At 50.4% G+C, this 22,060-nt stretch carries 18 protein-coding genes; 10 read left to right on the forward strand and 8 right to left on the reverse strand.

The features are described from left to right. From ACO1NT_RS17140 to ACO1NT_RS17180, 9 genes are all read left to right on the forward strand, one after another. A partial coding sequence (locus ACO1NT_RS17140; RefSeq protein WP_449049963.1) for a sugar phosphate isomerase/epimerase family protein occupies positions 1-276 on the forward strand: 276 nt, incomplete at its 5' end. A gap of 47 nt (positions 277-323) precedes the next feature. Beyond that, positions 324-1,748, forward strand: coding sequence for a Gfo/Idh/MocA family oxidoreductase (locus ACO1NT_RS17145; protein ID WP_449049964.1), 1,425 nt, complete (start codon positions 324-326; stop codon positions 1,746-1,748). 83 nt (positions 1,749-1,831) lie between these two features. Further along, positions 1,832-2,626 (forward strand): hypothetical protein, encoded by a 795-nt coding sequence (locus ACO1NT_RS17150; RefSeq protein ID WP_449049965.1) that lies wholly within the window; start codon positions 1,832-1,834, stop codon positions 2,624-2,626. A gap of 67 nt (positions 2,627-2,693) precedes the next feature. Beyond that, positions 2,694-4,664, forward strand: coding sequence for a hypothetical protein (locus ACO1NT_RS17155; RefSeq protein ID WP_449049966.1), 1,971 nt, complete (start codon positions 2,694-2,696; stop codon positions 4,662-4,664). Beyond that, the gene (locus ACO1NT_RS17160) at positions 4,652-6,805 is read left to right on the forward strand and encodes a ComEC/Rec2 family competence protein (RefSeq protein WP_449049967.1); all 2,154 of its coding nucleotides are present in this window, start codon (positions 4,652-4,654) and stop codon (positions 6,803-6,805) included. Before ACO1NT_RS17155 ends, ACO1NT_RS17160 begins: the two co-directional genes overlap by 13 nt. Continuing rightward, a complete protein-coding gene (locus ACO1NT_RS17165; RefSeq protein ID WP_449049968.1) occupies positions 6,802-8,688 on the forward strand; it encodes a RecQ family ATP-dependent DNA helicase in 1,887 nt (628 codons plus the stop codon). The genes ACO1NT_RS17160 and ACO1NT_RS17165 overlap by 4 nt, the downstream gene beginning before the upstream one ends. A gap of 55 nt (positions 8,689-8,743) precedes the next feature. Then, positions 8,744-9,232 carry a type II RES/Xre toxin-antitoxin system antitoxin gene (gene parS, locus ACO1NT_RS17170; RefSeq protein WP_449049969.1) on the forward strand — a complete coding sequence of 163 codons (489 nt, stop codon included), beginning with the start codon at positions 8,744-8,746 and terminating at the stop codon, positions 9,230-9,232. 1 nt (position 9,233) lies between these two features. Further along, positions 9,234-9,695 carry an RES family NAD+ phosphorylase gene (locus tag ACO1NT_RS17175; protein ID WP_449049970.1) on the forward strand — a complete coding sequence of 154 codons (462 nt, stop codon included), beginning with the start codon at positions 9,234-9,236 and terminating at the stop codon, positions 9,693-9,695. 95 nt (positions 9,696-9,790) lie between these two features. Continuing rightward, on the forward strand, positions 9,791-12,010 hold the full coding sequence (locus tag ACO1NT_RS17180; RefSeq protein ID WP_449049971.1) for an NADP-dependent isocitrate dehydrogenase: 2,220 nt from the start codon (positions 9,791-9,793) through the stop codon (positions 12,008-12,010). A gap of 12 nt (positions 12,011-12,022) precedes the next feature. On the opposite strand, the gene ACO1NT_RS17185 is transcribed toward ACO1NT_RS17180, so the two are convergent. The 3 genes from ACO1NT_RS17185 to rpsA all read right to left on the reverse strand — a co-directional run bounded on the left by ACO1NT_RS17185 (position 12,023) and on the right by rpsA (position 15,102). After that, entirely contained in the window at positions 12,023-12,487 is a 465-nt protein-coding gene (locus tag ACO1NT_RS17185; RefSeq protein WP_449049972.1) for a YciI family protein, read from the reverse strand. Positions 12,488-12,520: 33 nt separating this feature from the next. Next, positions 12,521-13,045, reverse strand: coding sequence for an SRPBCC family protein (locus ACO1NT_RS17190; RefSeq protein WP_449049973.1), 525 nt, complete (start codon positions 13,043-13,045; stop codon positions 12,521-12,523). A gap of 119 nt (positions 13,046-13,164) precedes the next feature. Next, a complete protein-coding gene (rpsA, locus tag ACO1NT_RS17195; RefSeq protein WP_449049974.1) occupies positions 13,165-15,102 on the reverse strand; it encodes a 30S ribosomal protein S1 in 1,938 nt (645 codons plus the stop codon). 292 nt (positions 15,103-15,394) lie between these two features. Here rpsA and ACO1NT_RS17200 point away from each other — a divergent pair, with 292 nt between their 5' ends. Then, positions 15,395-16,321 (forward strand): OmpA family protein, encoded by a 927-nt coding sequence (locus ACO1NT_RS17200; protein ID WP_449049975.1) that lies wholly within the window; start codon positions 15,395-15,397, stop codon positions 16,319-16,321. A gap of 62 nt (positions 16,322-16,383) precedes the next feature. Here ACO1NT_RS17200 and ACO1NT_RS17205 read toward each other — a convergent pair whose 3' ends face one another. The 5 genes from ACO1NT_RS17205 to ACO1NT_RS17225 form a co-directional block, all read right to left on the reverse strand. Continuing rightward, positions 16,384-18,495, reverse strand: coding sequence for an ATP-binding protein (locus tag ACO1NT_RS17205; protein ID WP_449049976.1), 2,112 nt, complete (start codon positions 18,493-18,495; stop codon positions 16,384-16,386). Positions 18,496-18,579: 84 nt separating this feature from the next. Next, entirely contained in the window at positions 18,580-19,593 is a 1,014-nt protein-coding gene (locus ACO1NT_RS17210; RefSeq protein WP_449049977.1) for a YihY/virulence factor BrkB family protein, read from the reverse strand. 3 nt (positions 19,594-19,596) lie between these two features. Then, the gene (locus ACO1NT_RS17215) at positions 19,597-20,004 is read right to left on the reverse strand and encodes an acyl-CoA thioesterase (protein WP_449049978.1); all 408 of its coding nucleotides are present in this window, start codon (positions 20,002-20,004) and stop codon (positions 19,597-19,599) included. Next, entirely contained in the window at positions 20,004-21,047 is a 1,044-nt protein-coding gene (mltG, locus tag ACO1NT_RS17220) for an endolytic transglycosylase MltG (RefSeq protein ID WP_449049979.1), read from the reverse strand. The genes ACO1NT_RS17215 and mltG overlap by 1 nt, the downstream gene beginning before the upstream one ends. 64 nt (positions 21,048-21,111) lie before the next feature. Then, a complete protein-coding gene (locus ACO1NT_RS17225; RefSeq protein ID WP_449049980.1) occupies positions 21,112-21,873 on the reverse strand; it encodes a PASTA domain-containing protein in 762 nt (253 codons plus the stop codon). Between the last annotated feature and the right edge of the window lie 187 nt (positions 21,874-22,060).

The following is a 22,060-nucleotide window of genomic DNA, read 5'->3' on the forward strand; positions in this document are numbered from 1 at the left end:
ATGCGGGATGGCCAAGACCCTATCCGGGATGTGAAGCGATACCATAAACGGATATTTGATATCCATTTCAAGAACGTGACGGCCGCCAACAAGGACGGCAAGACCTGTGAATTGGGTAGGGGAGTGATTGATATCCCCGCATTCATCAAAGCCTTGCGCAAAGTAGGCTACGATGGGAAATGCAGCCTGGAGTTTGAGAAAGATATGAAAGATCCATTGGCAGGGCTGGCAGAAAGTGTCGGCTATTTCAAGGGTGTATCGGATGCTTCTTGCTAGAAGCGAGACATTGCAATTAATTAATTCCATCAATAAATCAGTTGTAGATGAATAAGTATGAATATTCGAGGAGGGTATTCCTCAAGCAGGCGATGTTAGCTTCTGCTGCCGCCGCCGTTGCGCCCGGTTTATTGGCAGCGAAACCCAAACTGGCAGGCCCTAACGAGCGCGTTAATTTGGCATGCATCGGTATCGGCAACAGGGGCGCACAGATTATTGGCGACTTGTATGCCACGGGGTTAGCTAATATCGTTGCGCTGTGTGACGTGGATATGGGTGCGCCCCATACCGTTAAAATATTGGAACAGTTTCCCGATGTGCCGCGCTTCCAAGATTTCCGTCAGATGTTTGACAAGATGGGCAATGAAATCGACGCCGTATCCATCGGTGTACCCGACCATTCGCACTTCCCCATTACCATGCACGCCATGGGACTGGGCAAACACGTGTATGTGGAGAAACCGCTTGCCCGTACATTCCAGGAGTGTGAGTTGTTGATGCAGGCGGCACGTAAACACAGGAATGTGGTCACCCAAATGGGAAACCAAGGCCATTCGGAGGCGAACTACTTCCAATTCAAAGCATGGGTGGATGCTGGCATCATCAAAGATGTGACGGCCATAACTGCCCATATGAACTCACCACGTCGCTGGCATGGGTGGGATCCGAATATCCGATCTTTCCCGCCTGCGGAACAGATACCCGATTCACTGGATTGGGATCTTTGGCACTCCGCAGTAGCGAAGCAGCATGATTATAACCACGATTACATCAATGGGCAATGGCGTTGCTGGTATGACTTCGGTATGGGGGCATTGGGTGATTGGGGTGCACATATCATCGATACGGCGCACCAATTCCTGGATCTCGGATTGCCTTACGAAGTGGAATGTACGAAAGCTACAGGCCATAATGACTTTTTCTTCCCGATGTCATCCACCATTGTATTCCGCTTTCCGAAGCGCAAACGTATGCCGGCGCTCGACATCACTTGGTACGACGGGCTCGACAACCTGCCACCCATCCCCGAGGGGTATGGCGTTTCGGGGTTGGATCCCAATATCCCACCCCCAAGTACGGGCGATATAGAGCCGGTGAAGTTAAACCCCGGTAAGATCATCTACAGCAAGGAGCTCACATTCAAAGGGGGGTCACATGGCAGTACGCTGTCCATTATACCGGAAGAGAAAGCGCTGGATATGGCATCGCGCCTACCGGAAGTGCCCGAGAGCCCGTCTAACCACTTTGCCAACTTCCTGAAAGCCTGTAAAGGAGAGGAAAAGACACGGTCGCCGTTTGAGATTTCAGCTCCGTTGAGCCAAGTGTTTTCGTTGGGTGTCCTATCGCAGAAACTCCATGCCAAATTGGAATTTGACCGGAAGAAGAAGCGCATTACAAACAATAACCTCGCCAACGAATTGTTGGTCGGTCCACCACCGCGTAAGGGGTGGGAGCAATATTACCGCGTCTAACTCGCTGTAAATAATTGATAATTGGAAACCGATTGTTTATCACGTGTTTCCAATTATCAATTTTTCATGGTATCTTCACCTCCATGGTTGGAAGGTGCTTATTACTCCTCCTGATCTCCTATGAAAGCTTCGCCCAAACCTACGTCGGTCCGAGCCAGCAAGCCATGGGCCAAGCGGGCACTGCCCTTGAGGGGATTTACAGCATTACGGCGAATCCAGCGGGATTGGCCGGGCTGGAACATATTGCCCTGAGCATTGGCTATCAAAGACATTTTTTCTCAGCCGATATTACTACCGAAGCAGCCTTATTGGGTATTCCTACGGCGCTGGGTACGTGGGGATTGGTGGTACGCCGATACGGGATGGAGCGGGCATACCAAGATACCAAAGCAGGTTTCACCTTTGCAAGGCGGTTTGGCCCCCGCATATCATTGGGAATGTCGGCAAGCTACCATCAACTTTATATCCCAAATTATTTAAGTGTTTATTCATTCGCGGTCGACATGGGCGCCCAATACCATTTCGAACAAGGAAGTGCAATCGGCTTCCAATATACGAATGTAGGCAATGCCGATTACGGAACTGCGGTTTATGGTACGATCCCTTCCCTCCTGAAGTTCGGTTTCAGTTACCCATTGGCCATGGTCACCTTAGCCGCCGATCTGGCCTATCGGTTTGGAGACGGCTTGAGTGGCCACTTGGGGATCGCCTATTGGATCGGCGATATTTTGTGCCTGCGCGGCGGTTTATCCATTAACCCCATGCAACAGCACGCCGGCTTCGGTTTCAGGTGGCGGCGGTTCATGTTTGATGTCGCGGCGACGTCCCATCCACGTTTGGGCGTGTCGCCGCAAATCGGTGTCGGGTATGCGTTTTAGCCGATGCCTCATATTGACCCTTATGTTATTGCCGGTCTTCTGTGCCTTTGGGCAAACGGACGTGGATATGCTCTTGGAACTACTTGCGGAATCGACCCGTGAAGACCTTGACGAGGATTTCGATTTGTCGGACCTCGCCGACCGCCTATATTATTATAAACAACACCCCATCGACCTAAACCGTACCGATGGTACAGAATTGAGGGAGCTCCAATTTGTACCCCAGTTGTTTATCGATAACCTATTGGAACACCGTAGCCGTTCGGGTGCGTTTGTAGCCATCCAGGAGCTGCAGGCAATTGAAGGATTGGATATCGAATTGCTCCGTTTGCTATTGCCTTGTGTAACCGTGAGGGAGACATCTCCATTAGCTGGTGTCGGCGCGGGCGAATTGCTGCATGCTGGGTCTCACGACCTAATGTTGAGGTATGGCCGTACGGTGCAGCAACGAGCGGGTTATGCGATTACGGATACAAGCCGTTCCCGTTATCTCGGTAGCCCCGATCAGGTATACGTGCGCTACCGCTACCGTTATGCCAATGACCTGCAGGTTGCATTGAACATGGAAAAAGATGCCGGGGAATCGTTTTTCAACAGCGCGCAGCGGCGTGGATTTGACTTCTATTCAGGGAGTATCCAACTCCGGGATCAGGGCAAGTTCAGGAATATCGTGGTAGGCGATTATGCCCTTCAATTCGGACAAGGATTGGCGATGTGGAACGGGCTAGGGTTCGGCAAGGGGGCTGTGGTGCAAGGTATCGCCAAACAGCCGACGGGACTACGGGCATATACGTCATCCAACGAGGCCTTGTTCTTACGGGGTGGGGCGGCTACGGTGGGACTGGGAAAGCTGACTATTACTCCGTTTTTTTCACGGCGGGGCCTCGATGCATCACTTTCTGAGGCCGATGATGGCCGAAGGAAAGCCCGCTCGCTTGGTCAGACCGGTCTGCACCGCACGCCTACGGAGGTTGCTAACCGCCATGCGGTGCAGCAGTGGGTTTCGGGAGCGAACGTCTTATATCAACATGCGCGGCTCCGTGCTGGGGTGTTGACCTATTATACCCGGTTCGATACGTACATAGAGCCGCAGCCCCTCCTGCGTAACCGATATGCCTTTCGAGGCGATGCGCTTTGGAACAGCAGCGCTTATTACAGCCACTCGTGGCGGGGCGTGTACCTTTTTGGCGAGGCTGCGCTCAGCCATGGGGGTGGTCTGGCGTTTATGCAGGGATTGGTCGCAACGTTACACCACCACCTTTCTTTGGCGTTGCATTATCGCAATTACCAGCGCAACTACCATTCATTTTTCGGCCAAGGGCTTGCTGCCGGCAGCGGTGTCGCCAATGAGCGCGGCTTCTATGCCGGGCTGGTGTACCATCCGAGTCGGCGGGTGGAATGGACGATGTATGCCGATTTTTTTCGATTCCCGTGGTTGCGATACAGGGTGGATGCCCCGTCGCATGGCACCGATTTGTTTACGCAGTTCACCTATACATGGTATAAAAGAGCGTATTTTTCCATGCGCTATCGCTATCGGCAGCATCAGGAGAACGCGGCTACGGAACAACCGTATCGTTTGATTGCGGATGTACGGCGCCAACAGGTACGATTGAGTGGGCAGTACAAGCTTGGTCCCCGTTGGACGATGCGTAATCGCTTCGAGCTTTCCCACTATCGAAAGGAGGGGGCGAAAGCGGAGTTGGGGCTCATGGCCTATCACGATGTCATCTATAAACCCCTTAGTGGTAGGTTAAGCGGTAATATGCGGTTGGCCGTATTCGGTATTCCGAGTTACAACGCACGTATGTATGCTTATGAGAACGACGTACTCTACGGTTATTCGTTTCCGGTGTACCAGAACGAGGGCGTACGAGCTTACGTGAATGCCCGTTACCGCATCGGTCGGCGAGTAGATATGTGGATGCGGTACGCCACATTTATTTACCGGGGTATTGATGAGGTGGGCAGTGGTTTGGATGTTATTGCCGGCAATCGCCGGTCGGACGTAAAACTGCAGTTGAGGTGGCGTTTTTAGCAACATCCGAATCGTATGATGGATTCACCCTTCGTGGCGACCATGCACCTTTCGTGCGTTTTTCGCTGGCGCTGGCCATTGGCACGGCGGTTGGATGTGCCGTGGCGCCGACTTGGCCCTTATACCTCATGGCTTGGGGTGCGCTTGCGATCGCTTTGGGTGTCTTCCTTACCATCCGTTGCTTGACCCGGTTGCGCCAGCACCGTTATTACAGCGTATTGGGTTTGTTGGTTCTGCTCGCATGGGGCCTCACGGGTTGCCTGCTTACCTGGCAAACGGACCCCGCAATCGACCGTACGCATTTCAGCCATTTCGAATCCAAAGCATTGGTTGGGCTGGTTGCCGACGAGCCCGTTGTGCGCGGGGGCCATGCAAGGTTCCCGTTTGCGGTGGCGCGGGCATTTGCCAGCGAGGGCGTTCATGAGGTAACCGGAACACTGATGCTTACCATCCAGTTGGATGAAGGCTCGGATATTGAACAATTGGCCTATGGCGACGAACTCCTTATACCGTCGGGATACGAACGGGTAACACCGCCTTTCAATCCCCGGGAACTGGATTACCAGCGCTACTTGGCGGGCAAGAATATATGGCACCAGGACTATCTGCGAATGGACCAACTGAAGAAGTTGGATGGGGGAAAGGGGAACCCGTTCATCGCCTATGCGTTGGCCCTACGCCAGCGGATGGTGGCTAAGTTCGGCGCGTATATTCCCAATCGCGATGCTTATTCCGTGGCTTCCGCTTTGATTCTAGGATACCGTGCTGAGATGGACGAGCGATTGGTGCAAGCGTTTTCCAAAACCGGCACCATCCATGTGCTGAGCGTTTCGGGCATGCATGTGGTTATCGTATTCTGGCTGTTGGCGAACTTATTATGGTGGATGGACCGGGGCAAGGGAATGCGCATAGCGAAGTTCATGCTCTTATTGCTTGCCGTGTGGGGGTACGCCTTGCTTACCGGCTTTTCGCCACCGGTTCTGCGTGCATCCATTATGGTGAGTTTTGTGATGGCCGCAACCATCTTCGGACAGCAGAATCGGATTTACAATAGCATTGCCGCCTCAGCGTTTTTCCTCTTGCTATACCAACCCAGGTTTATTATGGACGTAGGGTTCCAACTTTCCTATTTGGCGGTATTGGGTATTGTTTTCCTGCATCCTTTGATGCGTTATCTCTTGCCCGTAGGCAATCGTTGGGTACGGCCCGTAACAGACTATATCGGCATATCCATCGGTGCCCAAGCCGGAGCTGGCCCGTTGGCTGCCCATTACTTCCATCAATTCCCGCTGTATTTCCTTCCGGCGAACCTGTTCATTGTCTTACCCGCCAGCGCTATGATGTATTTAGGGTTTGCATTGTTGATCATGCCCCCGGGCCAGCTGGCACTTTGGGCGGGAATAGCGTTGGAAAAACTTATCCTGGCAACCAATGCTGCCCTAGCCTGTATTGAACAATGGCCGATGGCCAGCATTCAAGGCATTTGGTTGACCTGGTGGGAATCCACGTTGGTCTATGTACTGATTGTGGCCGTGGCGATGGCCATGATGGCCCGGAGCAGGCGCTGGGCGTACGGTGTGATGGGATGCGCAACCCTGTTGGTGGGAGCGTCGTTTTTGCAGACGTTCAGCGATGCCGGTCCGCGAGCTATCGTGTTCAATGTGCGTCGGAACCTGGCCGTTGGATTTGTTAACAGGGAAGAAGCTTGGTTATATACCGACTTACCATCTATTGATGATCGCACAATCGGTTATTCCGTTTTACCGGCACTGGAAGCCCATGCATCCAAAGACGACATCCGCGTCGTGGTGCATGGTCTTGATAGCGTCTACCGTGATCAATGGATGTATGCAAAAGGCGGAGTGTTGCAATTCGGGGATGTCCGTTTCATGGTGTATGATGGAACCGATGCATACTCCGGCCGTATAGCGGTAGACGTTGTCATTGTACGGAACAATCCCCGTGGATCGCTGGCGCCGCTATTGGAGTTCGTTGATTGCCAGCAGCTGGTGTTGGACGGCTCCAATTACGATTCCACCATCGATCGGTGGACAGCGGAAGCCAAGGCCGCAGCACTTCCGGTATACGTGTTGAAAGACAATTTTGCGTATGTTTGGCCATTGCAATCGCCGGTACTATGAACAGTGTAGACGTACTTCGAAAATATTGGAAGCACGAGTCGTTCCGACCGCTGCAGGAAGAAGTCATTCAATCGGTAATGGGTGGCCGCGATACGCTTGCATTGATGCCGACCGGAGGAGGGAAATCGGTATGTTTCCAAGTGCCCGCCTTGATGAAGGAGGGCATATGTATCGTGGTGACGCCACTTATCGCACTGATGAAGGACCAGGTTGAAAACCTGCAGGCGAAAGGCATCAAAGCCATCGCCATTTTCTCGGGCATGACCAAGCGTGAAGTGGATATTGCACTCGACAACTGTATCTACGGCCCGGTTAAGTTCCTTTACCTTTCGCCTGAGCGACTTGCTAGCGATTTGGTGCAAGAGCGTATACGCCACATGCATGTCAACCTCTTTACGGTAGATGAAGCCCATTGCATCTCGCAGTGGGGGTATGATTTCAGGCCTTCGTATCTGCATATCGGCATACTACGGGCATTGCACCCCGGGGTGCCTTTCCTTGCACTCACCGCCACGGCCACGGTCCGGGTGGTAGAGGATATCCAGGTACAGCTCCAGTTTCCTGCCAGAAATGTACTGCGTAAAAGTTTTGTGCGTGAAAATCTTGCCTATATGGCTTTTGATGAGGAAGATAAACAGGGCCGTATGCTGCGTGTAATCCGTAAGTTGCAGGGAAGCGGCATCATATACGTGCGCAATAGGAGGGAAACGCAAGAAACGGCGCGCCTATTGCTGAACGAGGGTATTTCGGCCGACTTTTACCATGCGGGTTTGGAAACCCCCGAACGGACACGCAAGCAGGAGGCCTGGAAGGTCGGTGCCATCAGGGTAATCGTGGCAACCAATGCGTTCGGGATGGGCATAGATAAACCAGATGTACGGTTTGTCATCCACCTCGACCTCCCCGATTCGCTCGAGGCCTACTACCAAGAGGCCGGGCGAGCGGGGCGCGACGGTAAAAAGGCGTTTGCGGTGCTGCTTTACCATCAGAGCGACCGTATCCAGCTGTTGAAAAACCACACGCTGAGTTTTCCGGCAGTGGCGTATATCAAACAGGTTTACCAGCATTTGGCCAACTATTATCAATTAGCCTACGGGGCGGGTGAGGGGGTGACCCTGGATTTTGACGTCGCCGATTTTTGCAGCCGTTATCGGTTGGACGTCGTGATGACACTCAATGCATTGAAGTTCTTGGAACGCGATGGATGGGTCAGTGTAAGCGAATCGGTATACATCCCTTCGCGGGTGAAGTTTGAAGCAAATCAACAGCAACTCTATAAATTCCAGGTCGAAAACATCGCATACGACGGGCTGATAAAAACCATCCTACGTAGCCATGGTGGTGCTTTTGACGATTTTGTTCCGATCCGGGAGTATGAATTAGCCAAACGGATGGGAAAGCAGCACGCTGCCATTGTTGGCATGCTCGAACACCTCCGGCAGATGGAAATTATTTCTTATTTACCCCAGACCGATAGCCCGAAGCTGCATTTTCTTAGACCGCGGATTGACAACAACCGGTTGCACATAGATAGCGGTTACATCCGTGAACGGAAAACCGTGAAACAAGGCCAGTTGGATGCCGTCTTCGCCTATCTCGATAGCACGGATTGCCGAAGCAGGCAACTGCTGGCCTATTTTGATGAAGACAATTCCAAGCCATGTGGTATCTGTGATCGCTGCCTGGCTCGGAATAAGGAAGAGCATGTGGAAGAACGCCTGATGGCGGAACTGGTCGAACTGCTTTCAGATGGACCGATGAGCATTGATCGGCTGGTAAGGGGATTGAAAACGGGGGATGAAGCAAGCCGTTTAGTATTTATCCGTAAAAGGTTGGATGAAGGGCGGTTAAAGGTGAATGGCAACAAATATTATTTGGGATGATTTTTAAAACCAGGAAAAATGTCTTATATTAGAGGACAGATTTACCAGAGGTGCCATGACATACGAACAGCAACTAGACCATGAAATTAGCCATATCCTCAAAGAGTTCGATACGGAAGGTTACTTAACTTTAAACCGTGATACCCCCCCCACCTTTAATGACCTTTTTACAGATCGGTTGATGATAACCACGATAATCCAACGCGGCTTGTCTTATCGTTTTTTTGAAAAGATACAACATATTACACCTTTTACCGAGCATGAATGGGCTGTTTTTCTTGAATTGTCCACGAAAACACTAAACCGCTATAAAATGGAGAACCGTCATTTCAAAACATTGCATTCCGAGAAAATCATGGAGCTGGCCGAGGTAACCCGGGAGGGGTTGGAAATATTCGGCGATACCGAGCTTTTCAAGCAGTGGCTCCATACCGCCAACTATGCACTCGGAAACCGGAAGCCCATGGATCTCCTGAAAGATTCATACGGTAAGGAACTTGTCTTGAAAGAGCTTACGCATATCAACCACGGCATCTTTGTATAGTATGGTTGTTTTCAGGCTGGTCCGCGCGCAGTTCGCTTCTTCATTATCCGGCAAGGGCGCAGCGTTGCGTGGTGCACGGTGGAATTCCGTAGGGGTGGAACTGATTTATACGGCGGGTAATAGGTCATTGGCGATGGCCGAAGTAGCGGTCCATCTTACATTGGCATCGCTGCCTTCGGATTACTTGATGATGTCGATCCGGATTCCGGATGACGTGAAAATCACCGATCTTTCCGTCAGTGACCTGCCCGATAATTGGAATACATTTCCCCATCCTCTTTCGACACAACGGATCGGGGACGCGTTCGTGTCGGATGCGAAATGTGCCGTACTGAAAATCCCATCTGTAGTTACACGCGGCGATTTTAATTACCTGATTAACCCGAGGCATCCGGACTTTTCCCGAATGAAAGTCGAATCCCTAGTGAAATTCCCTTTCGATAGACGCCTTTTTGTGGACTGACATCCTTATGGGGCTGATTGTCCGTCAGGCGTCCATGCAAAACTTGTGAAATAGCGTATTTTTAGCTATTTTCGCGACCGAAATTCATTCAGATTATGTCAAAAAGCACCACCATTTCTTATACTAGGACAGACGAAGCCCCCGCATTGGCTACGTTCTCTTTTTTGCCTATTGTCAAAGCGTTTACAGGCCCTGCCGGCATATCGGTCGAAGAGAAGGATATATCATTGGCCGGGCGCATCATTGCGAATTTTCCGGAACAGCTTGCGGATGGCCAAAAGCTTGCTGACGCACTTGCCGAACTGGGACAGTTGGCCACTACGCCCGCCGCTAATATTATCAAGCTGCCCAACATCTCGGCATCCATTCCACAGTTGAAAGCAGCCATTGCTGAGTTGCGTGGTAAGGGATACAACGTGCCCGATTATCCGGAAGAGCCGAAGGATGATGAGGAAAAGGCAATCAAGGCGCGTTATGCCAAAGTGCTGGGATCTGCGGTAAACCCGGTGCTGCGCGAAGGTAACTCCGACCGCCGTGCTCCACGTGCCGTGAAAAATTATGCCAAGCAGCATCCGCATACCATGGGGGCATGGGTAGCCGATTCTAAAACCGAGGTGGCGTCAATGCCGTCCGACGATTTCTATGGAAATGAAAAATCGGTAACCGTACAGAAGGCTACTACGTTCAAGATCGAATTCGTGGATGAAAGCGGTACGACAACCGAGTTGAAGGCGCCGTCGCCATTGCAAGCGGGCGAGGTCATCGACTCATCGCATATGGGTATTTCAGCGCTGAAAAAATTCGTTGCGGAGCAGGTCGGTGTGGCCAAACAAGCCGGAATACTGTTATCGGCGCACTTGAAAGCAACCATGATGAAGGTCTCCGATCCGATTATCTTCGGCGCCATCGTTGAGGTTTATTTCAAGGAAGTATTCGATAAATTTACGCCCCTCTTCAAAGAGCTCGGCGTGGATACGCGCAATGGTTTGGGCGACGTATATGCAAAAATAGCAGGACATTCCCAAGAAGACCAAGTAAAAGCTGCCATCGCAGCTGCCATGGAGAGCGGTCCGGATTTGGCGATGGTCAATTCCGACAAAGGTATCACTAACCTGCATGTCCCTTCGGATGTTATTGTCGATGCCTCTATGCCAGCCATGATCCGCAATTCCGGTCAGATGTGGGACAAAAACGGCGAAGTCCGGGATACACTGGCGCTAATACCCGATCGTGCATATGCAGGCGTATATGCGGCTACGATTGCCGACTGTAAGCAGTACGGGGCATTTGATCCATCGACGATGGGTTCGGTGCCCAATGTGGGGCTCATGGCCCAGAAGGCCGAAGAGTATGGCTCGCACGATAAAACCTTTCAAGCGACTTCGAAAGGTACCATCCAGGTGGTAGATGGTGATGGGAATGTATTGATGGCACAAGATGTGGACACTGGCGATATTTTCCGGATGTGCCAGACCAAGGATGAGCCGATCCGCGATTGGGTGAAATTGGCCGTTAGCCGCGCACGTCTCTCCGATACGCCAGCCGTTTTTTGGTTGGATGAGCATCGCGCCCACGATCGGCAGCTTATCGAAAAGGTCAATACCTATCTGGCCGAGCATGACACATCGGGTCTCGACATCCGTATCCTGAATCCGGTTGAAGCGACCAGGTTCTCACTGGCGCGTATCCGTAAAGGGGAAGACACGATTTCCGTGACGGGTAACGTACTCCGTGATTACCTTACCGACCTGTTCCCCATCTTGGAGTTAGGTACGTCGGCGAAGATGCTTTCCGTTGTTCCCCTGATGAACGGCGGCGGGCTTTTTGAGACCGGTGCCGGTGGATCGGCACCCAAGCATGTAGACCAGTTCGTGAATGAAGGATACCTGCGTTGGGATTCATTGGGTGAGTTTTTGGCCTTGGCCGTCTCATTGGAGCATGTAGGGCAGACCCAGGGCAATGCCAAGGCGCTCGTATTAGCTGAGGCGTTAGACACGGCCACCGAGAAGTTTTTGGAAACCGATAAATCCCCGGCCCGGAAGGTTGGCCAAATCGATAACAGGGGGTCGCATTTTTACTTGGCGTTGTATTGGGCCGAAGCGTTGGCCGCTCAGGCCAAAGATAGTGAACTGAGTACATTGTTCGCGCCAGTCGCGGATAAACTACGTGGCAACGAAGCTAAAATCAATGATGAATTAATCGGCGCGCAAGGCAAGCCGCAGGATATCGGTGGTTACTATTGGCCCGATAAAGTGAAAGCGGAAGCTGCCATGCGGCCAAGCGAGACGCTGAATAGCATTCTCGCATCGGTATAACCGATAAAGGGCTCAAGGGCTCTTTTTGGCCACCCTACCGCTCGCTTCCAAATAGGTGGGTAGTGCCGCTGACCCATACCAATCGAAAAGCTCCGCTTCTAGGAGCTTTTCTTTTATGGCAGGGTCCGTTTGCAACATAGCCTCCACTTCCGCCTTGTCTTTCGAATCGAAGATGAACAGGCCGCGGTAACCACGTTCGTTTTTCCCGAAGGGTCCGGCGACAATCAGCTTTTTCTGTTCCACTAGGCGATTGATGTTTTCGAGGTGCCCGCGGAACAATGCGCTGATCTGTTGTTTATCATCCAACTTTGCCGGCCCGGTCTTCAGGATGACGAAAATATACGATTTCATCCCATACTCGTCGGCACCCAAAGAATCGGCGAGTGCCTTGTCGTAGTTCAGGTTGTTCGTTTGGGCGGTAACGCCGCCACACCAAAGGATACCCAAAACGCCAAGGCATAATGTGGTTTTTATCATCTTCAAGTCCATTGTCGACTGCTTTTTCCGATCTTATCGGCTTTCAAGTACGGTCTTTAAATGCTGTAAACCCTTGTCGAAATCATCACCCATATCGAAAAAGAGCGACATCAAGTTGAAAGGGTAGGGTGACTTACCCGATATGCCCCATTTTACGATGGTTTGGTTCTCACCCTGTGCTTCGGTAACCATGTAACATGCTGCTTCTGATTCGAAAGGTTCCTTGAATCGGAGTTGTGTGTCCATTCGTTCACCTTCGATAATATGGGTGATTTCCTGTTCCCCTTTGCCTATTTTCTCTCCATCCCAAGCGTATATGAAGCCCACCGTGCCGTCTGTGCCACTGGTGGTTGTTTCTGCTTCGGGGTCCATCTTATGCCAAACATCGTATTCCTTTTGGTTGTTCAGGTGTTTGATGTAGTTGAAGACCTCCTGCTTCGGTTTATCAATGGTAATTTGCCGTTCGCTGGTGAACTCACGTTTGACAAAAAGAGCCGCGATAAGCGGGATGGCAACAATAATCGCAATGACGAGTAAGATCTTTTTTAACGTTTTCATGATACCAAAGGTTAGTTATTTTAGAACAAACGTAAAGAAATCACTTTTTATATGCAATAAAAAAACGCTCCCTGAATTTCAGGGAGCGTTAAGCTATATGCCAACAATGGCTTATGCCATTATTTTTTTGAGCGGCTTTCTTCGCCTTCCAACTGTTGTTTCAGTTGCGCAAGTACGTCGAGGTCACCCAGTGTGGATTTCTCTACGGATTCCTTCACTTTCTTCACGGCAGACGAAGCAGCTTTTGCTTCTTTCTTCCGGTTGTTGAAGTCTTCCATCCGTGCTTCTGCACGTTGGTCTTCCCATATACGTGAATGGGAGATGACCACACGCTTGTTGTCTTTGTTGAATTCAATGATTTTGAAATCAGCGACTTCGTCAAGCTTCAATGGGCTACCGTCTTCCTTGATGCTGTGTTTAGCAGGTGAGAAGCCTTCCACGCCATAGGGCAGGGCCACGATATTACCCTTTTCGCCCACTTTGATTACCGTTCCTTCGTGGATGGAATCGAGGGTGAAAATGGTTTCAAAGGTATCCCATGGATTTTCCTCCAGTTGTTTATGGCCGAGGCTCAACTTGCGGTTATCCTCGTCGAGTTCCAACACAACAACTTCCAATTCTTCACCAACCTTGGTGAATTCGTTGGGGTGGTTGATTTTCTTGGACCATGAAAGATCAGAAATGTGGATCAACCCATCGATGCCTTCCTCCAGTTCAACAAACACGCCGAAGTTGGTCATGTTTTTCACCACCGCTTTTTGCTTCGAGCCAATGGGGTAACGCTCCGCAATATCTTTCCAAGGATCTGGGGTCAATTGCTTGATACCGAGGCTCATCTTACGATCTTCGCGATCGAGCGTGAGGATTTGTGCTTCCACCTCGTCGCCTACTTTGAGGAACTCTTGCGGGCTGCGCAGGTTTTGCGACCACGACATTTCCGACACGTGGATAAGGCCTTCCACCCCGGGGGTGATTTCGAGGAACGCACCGTAGTCTGCCACGGTTACGATTTTGCCTTTCACTTTCGAACCTACTTCCAATGAAGTATCCAACGATTCCCAAGGATGCTCGGTAAGTTGCTTCAAGCCGAGAGCAATCCGCTTTTTCTCATCGTCGAAATCGAGTACCACCACGTTGACGGTCTCGTCAAGCTGCAATACCTCCCGTGGGTGCTCGATACGACCCCAAGAAATGTCGGTAATGTGCAACAGGCCATCCACACCGCCAAGGTCGATGAATACACCGAAATCGGTGATGTTTTTGACGGTGCCTTCCAATACCTGTCCCTTTTCGAGCTTGGAGACGATCTCGGTTTTTTGGTTTTCCAAGTCGTCTTCGATGAGTACTTTGTGGGACACGACAACGTTCTTGAATTCGTGGTTGATTTTCACCACCTTGAATTCCATGGTCTTGCCTACATAGATGTCGTAGTCGCGTATGGGTTTGATGTCGATTTGCGAACCGGGTAGGAATGCTTCCACCCCCCTGATGTCTACAATGAGACCACCTTTGGTACGGCTCTTTACGAAACCATCGATGATGGTGTCGTTTTCGAGCGCCTCGTTGATTTCTTCCCACGATTTCTGTGTTTTTGCACGTTTGCGCGAGAGCACCAACTGGCCGTTTGCATCTTCCTGCGATTCGACGAAAACATCGATCGTGTCACCAACCTTCAGGTCGGGGGTGTCACGGAATTCAGAAAGGGATACCAAGCCATCGGATTTGAAACCGATATTAAGCACCACATCCTTGTTGTTGATGGATACGACGATGCCTGATACGATTTCGCCCCGGTTAATCGAATTGAAGGTTCCTGCATACTGTTCTTCCAACTTGGCGCGCTCTTCGTCGCTGTAGTTGCCAAAACCTTTTTCGTCCTTGTCCCAATCAAAATCGTCCTCGGGAGTTTCCCAAGTCGTCGATTTGATTTCGTCAATGAACTTCGAATCGGCTTCCGACTCGATGTCCTCCTTTTCTTTCACCAAGGTTTCCTCAGTGTCTTGAAGTTCAGCAGTTTTAGCTGCCAATTCCTTTTCTGCTTCTTGTTTTTTTGCCATTAATTCATATTTCTCCTTTTCCCCGATTTTTATCGGGACTGCAAAGGTATGAAAAACTTTTATTTATAGGGAGTTATTGTTTTATTATTTACAATCAGCTCCATCCTCATCGAGTTATCGATCATCGCACCAGCGCACCTGCAATGATGGCCACCCCTCGCCTTTACCGTCCGTTGTTGGCCCCTACTATCGATAGACCGTTTTGCTGGCCCGCGGCCCATGCGTCATTTTTTTGGCATTATGTTCGCATGCATATCATAACAGAAAAATTGAAAACGAAAGGAGAAAGGTTATGAATCGATTATCAATATACACAGTGGTGATGCTGATGGCTGCGGTTTTCCTGTTGCCAGGCTGCGTTAGTAACAAAAAATACCGCTCTTTGCAGGCGGATTATGATGAAATGCAACGTAAAGAACAGGAGTTGACCAAGCGTTACCAGGATGCCCAACAACAGCTGTCCTCGGCGAACACGCAAGTAAGTAGCCTTGAAGACCAGATCGCTTCCGAGCGCTCGAATGTGGCGGCGTTGCAGGAGGCGCTCAACAAATGCCTCACCTCGTCCAACCAAGGGAATGTGAATATTTCCAAATTGGTTGATGAAATCAACGCGTCCAATCGGTATATCCAACATTTGGTGAATACCAAGAATAAGAGCGACTCGCTGAATTTGGTGCTCACCAACCGGCTGACGCGGTCGTTGAGCCGCGAAGAGATGCAGGATGTGGACGTACAAGTATTGAAGGGCGTGGTATACATTTCTTTGTCTGATAATATGCTCTATAAGTCGGGAAGCTATGAGATTTCCGACAAGGCAGGAGAGACGCTCAGCAAGATTGCTAAGATCATCATGGACTATAAGGACTATGACGTGCTCGTGGAAGGGAACACCGACAACGTACCCATCTCGAAACCTAATATCCGAAACAACTGGGATCTGAGTGCGTTGCGCGGTTCTTCCGTTGTGCAGGCTTTGCAAGAAGATTATGGGGTGGACCCCAAGCGCCTTACCGCGGCCGGGCGTGGCGAGTATAACACCATCGCCAGCAATGCGACCGAAAGCGGTAAAGCGCGCAACCGGCGTACGCAGATCATTATTACGCCCAAGCTCGACCAGTTTATGGAGTTGATCGACAAGGCACCGGAGCATGAGCCGGCACCGGAGACGGGGGCAATGCCCGCAGATACCAATTCGGTGCAGCCCATCGAACAGCCCTAACCTTTGAAAGGCCGATTTCCCCATGCTTTCCCGTTCGGGATAGGTGTCGGGGAAATCGGTTGTTAATACGTTTTTCCGGAAAGCGCCTGGGTAATCGTTTTTACGATTTCGGCCTCGGTAAAGGGTTTTCCGATAAAGCCATCGAAGAAGGCCTCAACCTGAGTTTCCTCCGCATATTTCAGGGTAGACACATCGGCAGAAATAGCCACCACCCGGATGGGGTTAAACCGTTCTTCCGCGCGGATTTTTTCGAGCAATTTTACGCCGCTCATCCCCGGCATGTTAATGTCTGTGATAACTAAATTAACCGTGTGGGTATCTAGGAAAGCCAGCGCATCTTCCCCGCTATTGACGGTATGGATGCTGCCCACATCTTTGAAAAACTGCTTCATGAGGAGGATGTTGATGGGATTGTCATCCACAACCAATAAGCGGAGGTCGGCGGGCAGATCGGCCAGCTGGGCCTTCCGATGTTCCCGCGTTTCCATCCTGCTATCCGAAAACGGGATGTCAGCAAAGAAAATAGCGCCCTTGGTCGGTTTGTTTTTTAATCCGATGGTTCCACCCAATTCCTCGGCCATGATTTTAGATATGTATAGCCCCAAACCGATGCCGCCCGAATTAGCGTTAGCGGTGAAATATTTACGGAACACCTGGCGGCGGTGTTGTTCCTTGATACCTATGCCGCTGTCTTCGACTTCGAGGTGCAGATTGGACTCGTTCCCTTTACGGGATAATGATGCCCTGAACGTAATGTCGCCTTTTTGGGTGTATTTTATGGCATTACTCAAAAAGTTGGATGCGATTTGGCGTATCCTGAATTCGTTGCTCGATAAACTCAGTAGTGGGTCGATTTCGATTTCGGTATGCAATTGCAGGTTTTTCAGTTCCGCTTGGTTCTTATGCAAGGTCACCACATCCTGGAAAGACCTGCTCGGCGAAAAATAATCTTTTGCGATGCTACTTTTATGGGATGCTTCAAGTTTGCTTAAGCTCAATATATCCGTAATATTGTTGCTGATGAGGTTGATGTTGTAATATACCGAATCGATGAGCTTTTCGTCGGCCGAATCGGAGGTCGTCCTGCTTTTTAGCAGGTCGATGACGCCCAAGAGGGAGTTGAGCGGGGTGCGGATTTCGTGGCTGATGTTGGCCAATACACTCGTTTTCTCCTCGGCAAGCTTGGCGGCATAGTCTTTTTCCACATGGAGGCGGCGCTCATACGAACGGGCGTAGAACTGATAGTAGACCAGCGCTACAATCATGATGAACATCAATATCAACGCGAATATTAACTGTTTTCCGAATAATTTGATGTTTTCTTTGTATAGCGAAAAATCCCGTTCTTCCGCTTTGCGCAAAGCGTATATATCAAGCGTCCGGACAATCTCCATACTTTCCTTGAGCTTGTTTAGCAAATCGATATTGGTTATGATGAGTTGCCTTTCTTTTTTCTGAAGTTGGCCGAATGTCTGCCGGAGATCGGCAATATTGCCTAAATAAGACCGCTCAAGATCAGACTGTGCCTCAGATAGATTATCCCGGAGTAACGCAATACGTTCCACATCCACGCTGTTGTGCTCATTGGCTATAACGATGGTGTCATCTTTGGTGTTGAAAATCCTTTTGATCAGCCCGGGCCTCTTTCTTACAATGGTATCTTTTGTGATGTGGGTCGTGGTATCAACCAGCACTTTATCGACGACCGATTCGATCTGGATGGCCGACTGCGGTTTGATGTTGGCGTACTTACCCAGTAGGCTCAGCGAATCGTGCGTATGGAATACCAAACGGTCAAGCCGCCTTTTGAGGGCGGCGAACTCCATGGCTATCCGCTGTTGGTCTTCAACCCCCACATCCCGCTGTGATGCCAGTGAGTCCACAAAGCTTTTGAGTAGATTGAGTTTCGCAAGATATCCCCGGTAACTACTGTCGCTAAATTCGAGCGTATATAGTCGAAATGCATTTTCTGCCTCGCTATAGGTGGCAAACAGGTAATTCAGGTTATTCGATCCAGCTTTCCGTGTTTGGTATGCCGTTGTTAACCGGCGCTCAAGTTTTCGGTACTGACCGTACTGGTAAATGAAAACCGTCCCGATGAAAAGAAACAAAATGATGAAACTGCACAGTAGGAGGATTCTTGCTGTCGGCGTATATTGTTTGTTTTGCTTCATGGTTAAGCAGCACGTGCACATCAAGGTAAGGGTCGATGCACCCGGCCGCAAAAATAGGTTAAAATTTCATTAGTGGCAAAAATTTTAATTGCGATGCATGTTGTCCTTGGTGGTTTCCGTAGGATTTTCCCTTGCTTCAGCCGATTTGAATGTATTGAAGGCGCGCGGTCGCACGATCTTGATGCTTTGTTTCGAAAGGGCGATGCTCGCATTCAATTCGAAACCTACCAGCAGGATAAGGGAGTTGAGGTACAGCCAGATCATGATGACAATTAACGTACCGATTGAGCCATAAAGCTTATTATAGGCGTTGAAGTTGTTGATGTAGAAAGCGAATCCCGAAAACGTCAGTATGGCCAGGATGGTCGCCAGCATGGCACCGGGACTGAACAGTTTCCATTTCCGCGACGAGACCGGGCCGAATTTGTAGAGGATGCTTACGGTTAGGAAATAAATCCCAAAGAGGATGAACCATCGGGCGGCAGCGATTACAAAGCTCCAGAAAGCGGCATTGATCGCGATATTCTGTCTGAGGTATCCCACCACGTATCCCGCTGCGGTAAAGATGGTCATGCCCACTGCCAGGGCGATGATGATCATGAGTGTCAATCCGATGGCTACCAACCGTTGGTGGCCCCAACTACGGCTTTCGATAAGAAGCGACGCTTTGTTGAAAGCGAGCATCAACGAACTGACGCCGTTGGTGGCAAAGAAAGTCGCGAGGATAAAACCGACGGAGAGCAGTCCGCTGTTTTGGTTTTTCACGATATCCTCCAGGGTCGATTCGACCGTAAGGAATGCGTTTTCGGGCATGACGACCTCCATGAACTCCAGTAATTTCTCCTGGAAATCGTCTATGGGGATGTAGGGGATGAGCGTAAACAGGAAGATGATCCCGGGGAAGATGGCCAACATAAAGTTATAGGCCAGTGAAGACGCCTTATTGAGGATGGACTCACGGGCGATTTCCTGGAAAAAAAAAGTGGCCACGGTGAATAAGGGCAACGCGCCGAACCCCGGAAGCACAATGACCTTGGTCCACTCGATGAAATGGAAATAGGGTTTGAATTTCAATAAGGTATTATGCATCCAATTCATTGCTCAATCGAAATGGGCAGCCAACCGCTCCATGAAGTCGCCCGGGGCCATGCAGGGCTTGTTACGTTTCATATCCACGAAAACCAATGTGGTGCTGCCCGTATTGAGTAGTTCACCCTGTTGGTTAAACAATTCGTATTCAAAGCGGATCTTGACGCCGGGCTTTTCTTTCAGGTGTGTGCGCACGGTGATTTCCTCGTCATACCGCGACGGTTTCAGGAAGCGGGAGTGCAGCTCCAACACCGGCATCATCACGCCGCTATCTTCCAGTGCTTTATATGAAAAACCGAGGCTGCGGAAGAGTTCCACGCGACCGACTTCGTAAAAAGCCGCATAATTGCCGTAATAAACGTACCCCATTTGGTCGGTCTCTGCATACCGAACCCGTACGGTTGTTTCAAACGTATACATCAGCGCTTGATGTTTCGCTCATTAAGAGCTTGTTGGAATTTACGTGCGTTGATGTTGTGTTCGGCCTGTGTTACCGCAAAATTATGGTACCCAGAGAAATCATCCTTTGCGCACATGTAAATATAGTCGTGTTGTTTATAATCCAATACCGCGTCGATAGCGGCGATGCTGGGCATCATGATCGGCCCCGGCGGCAATCCGCGGTACAGGTAGGTGTTGTACGGCGAGTCGGTCCGTAGGTGGCGGTACAGCACGCGCCGTATGGTGAAGTCGTTGTTGGCAAAGATAACGGTCGGGTCGGCCTGCAACAGCATGCCTTTCCGGAGCCGGTTCAGGTATAGGCCGGCTATGGTGGGCATCTCGTCGGTATGCAGTGCCTCACCTTTCACAATGGAGGCCAATACAGCTACTTCTTGCGGGCTGAGGTTGAGCGCTTCCGCCTTCTTACGGCGTTCATCCGTCCAGAATTTTTCATACTCATCGTGCATCCGCTCGGCAAACTGTTCGATGGAGGTATTCCAGTAAAGCTCGTAGGTGTTGGGTACGAACATGCTGAGAAAGTTTTCAGTGTCGAATCCAAAACGTGCTGCCAAGGGGCCATCGTTCAGTAGGTTCACAAACGCAATGGAATCAGGCTCCAGCTGCTTTGCCAGTATGCTCGCCAGGTTTTCCTTGAGCCGTATGTTCTCGAAGCGGAGTTTCACCGGTTCTTGGAAGCCACCGCCGAGCCTGTTGATCAAGGTCCGGTTATTCATCCCGGCGGTCAGCTTGTATTTCCCCGGTTTTACGCGACCGGGATAATCCATTTTGATAGCCGCCCATCTAAATGCGGCCGTATCCCTGACAGCGTGTAGCTCGCCAATGCTGGTCATCACGTCTTCAAAATCCCAATGTGTATAGACGTAAAGGTATTCGGCATCTTCGGTCACACTCGGCGCAAAAAAAGACTTATAATATTTATATGCGATGGTGCCCCCTATTGCGATTGCAACGATTGCAATCATTCCCAGTGTAATGAATAGGCCTTTTTTCTTTTTGTTCATGTGGTTTCTTGCCGTTTCATTTATCTGCCATTTTGTTCTGGTCCGCTGGTTTGCTGGCCGCCATTTACTGTTGATTCGTAAGTGCAATATTGATGGGCGTACCGATGCTGACCTTCGGGTCTGTGGGTGTCGGTGTTTGCGATATGACCGTTGCGCCGGCGGTGTCCGTAACCAGCCCCATATAATTTACCGCACCCAATGTCAACGAATTGCCCTGTAATGCGAATTTCGCCTGCTCAAGGGTGAGGCCCGTCAGGTCGGGTACCTGTACTTCGCTGTCTCCACGCCCATCGCCCAACACGAGGTCTACGGTCGAACCTTTCGGGATTGGGCGCCCCGCATTGAGCCGTTCGTTGCCAAACTTGACGTCGAGCACCACGTCTTTCGCAATATCGGGAATATACGTGGTGTCGCCCAGTTTGATGCCGTAACTGTTGAGGACGGCGCGTGCCTCCACGAAGGTTTTCTCAATCAGATCGGGGAATGCTACTTCGGGTGCCACGCGGGTAATGATGGTAAGGTACAGGGTTCGGTTTTTCTTTACCTTGGTTGCAGGATCCGGGTCCTGTTCGATAACGAGCCCCGGCTTTGCATCTACCTGATAAACCGAATCGAGATCATATTCAAAGCCATCGGCCTGCAGTTTTTTCACAGCCTCGTCAATCGGTATTCCCCGAAGGTCGGGTACCGCGATCGATTCGTCGTGGCGCGTGTAGGTGTTGAGGCCGAATATGATGAGTAGAAGGAAAACGGTCAGGCCGATAATGGCGCCAATGAGGTTTTTCCTGAAGGTGTCGGTCCGTAAATATTGAAAAAATTTTACCATCGTCAAATGTTAGCATGTGCGCACTCCCGTGCGTTTCCACCGGTGCAGAGCAATATTAGCGCCATTGTTCTACCGTCGTAAACGAAATGCCGCGTATATGGCACAAAATTATTCGTTTTTCCGGGCATAGCAAATTATATTTTATTCGTTCACCCTTTTCCCATCTTGTAAATAATCTGCAAGTTAG

This window comes from Parapedobacter sp. (genome assembly GCF_053550995.1).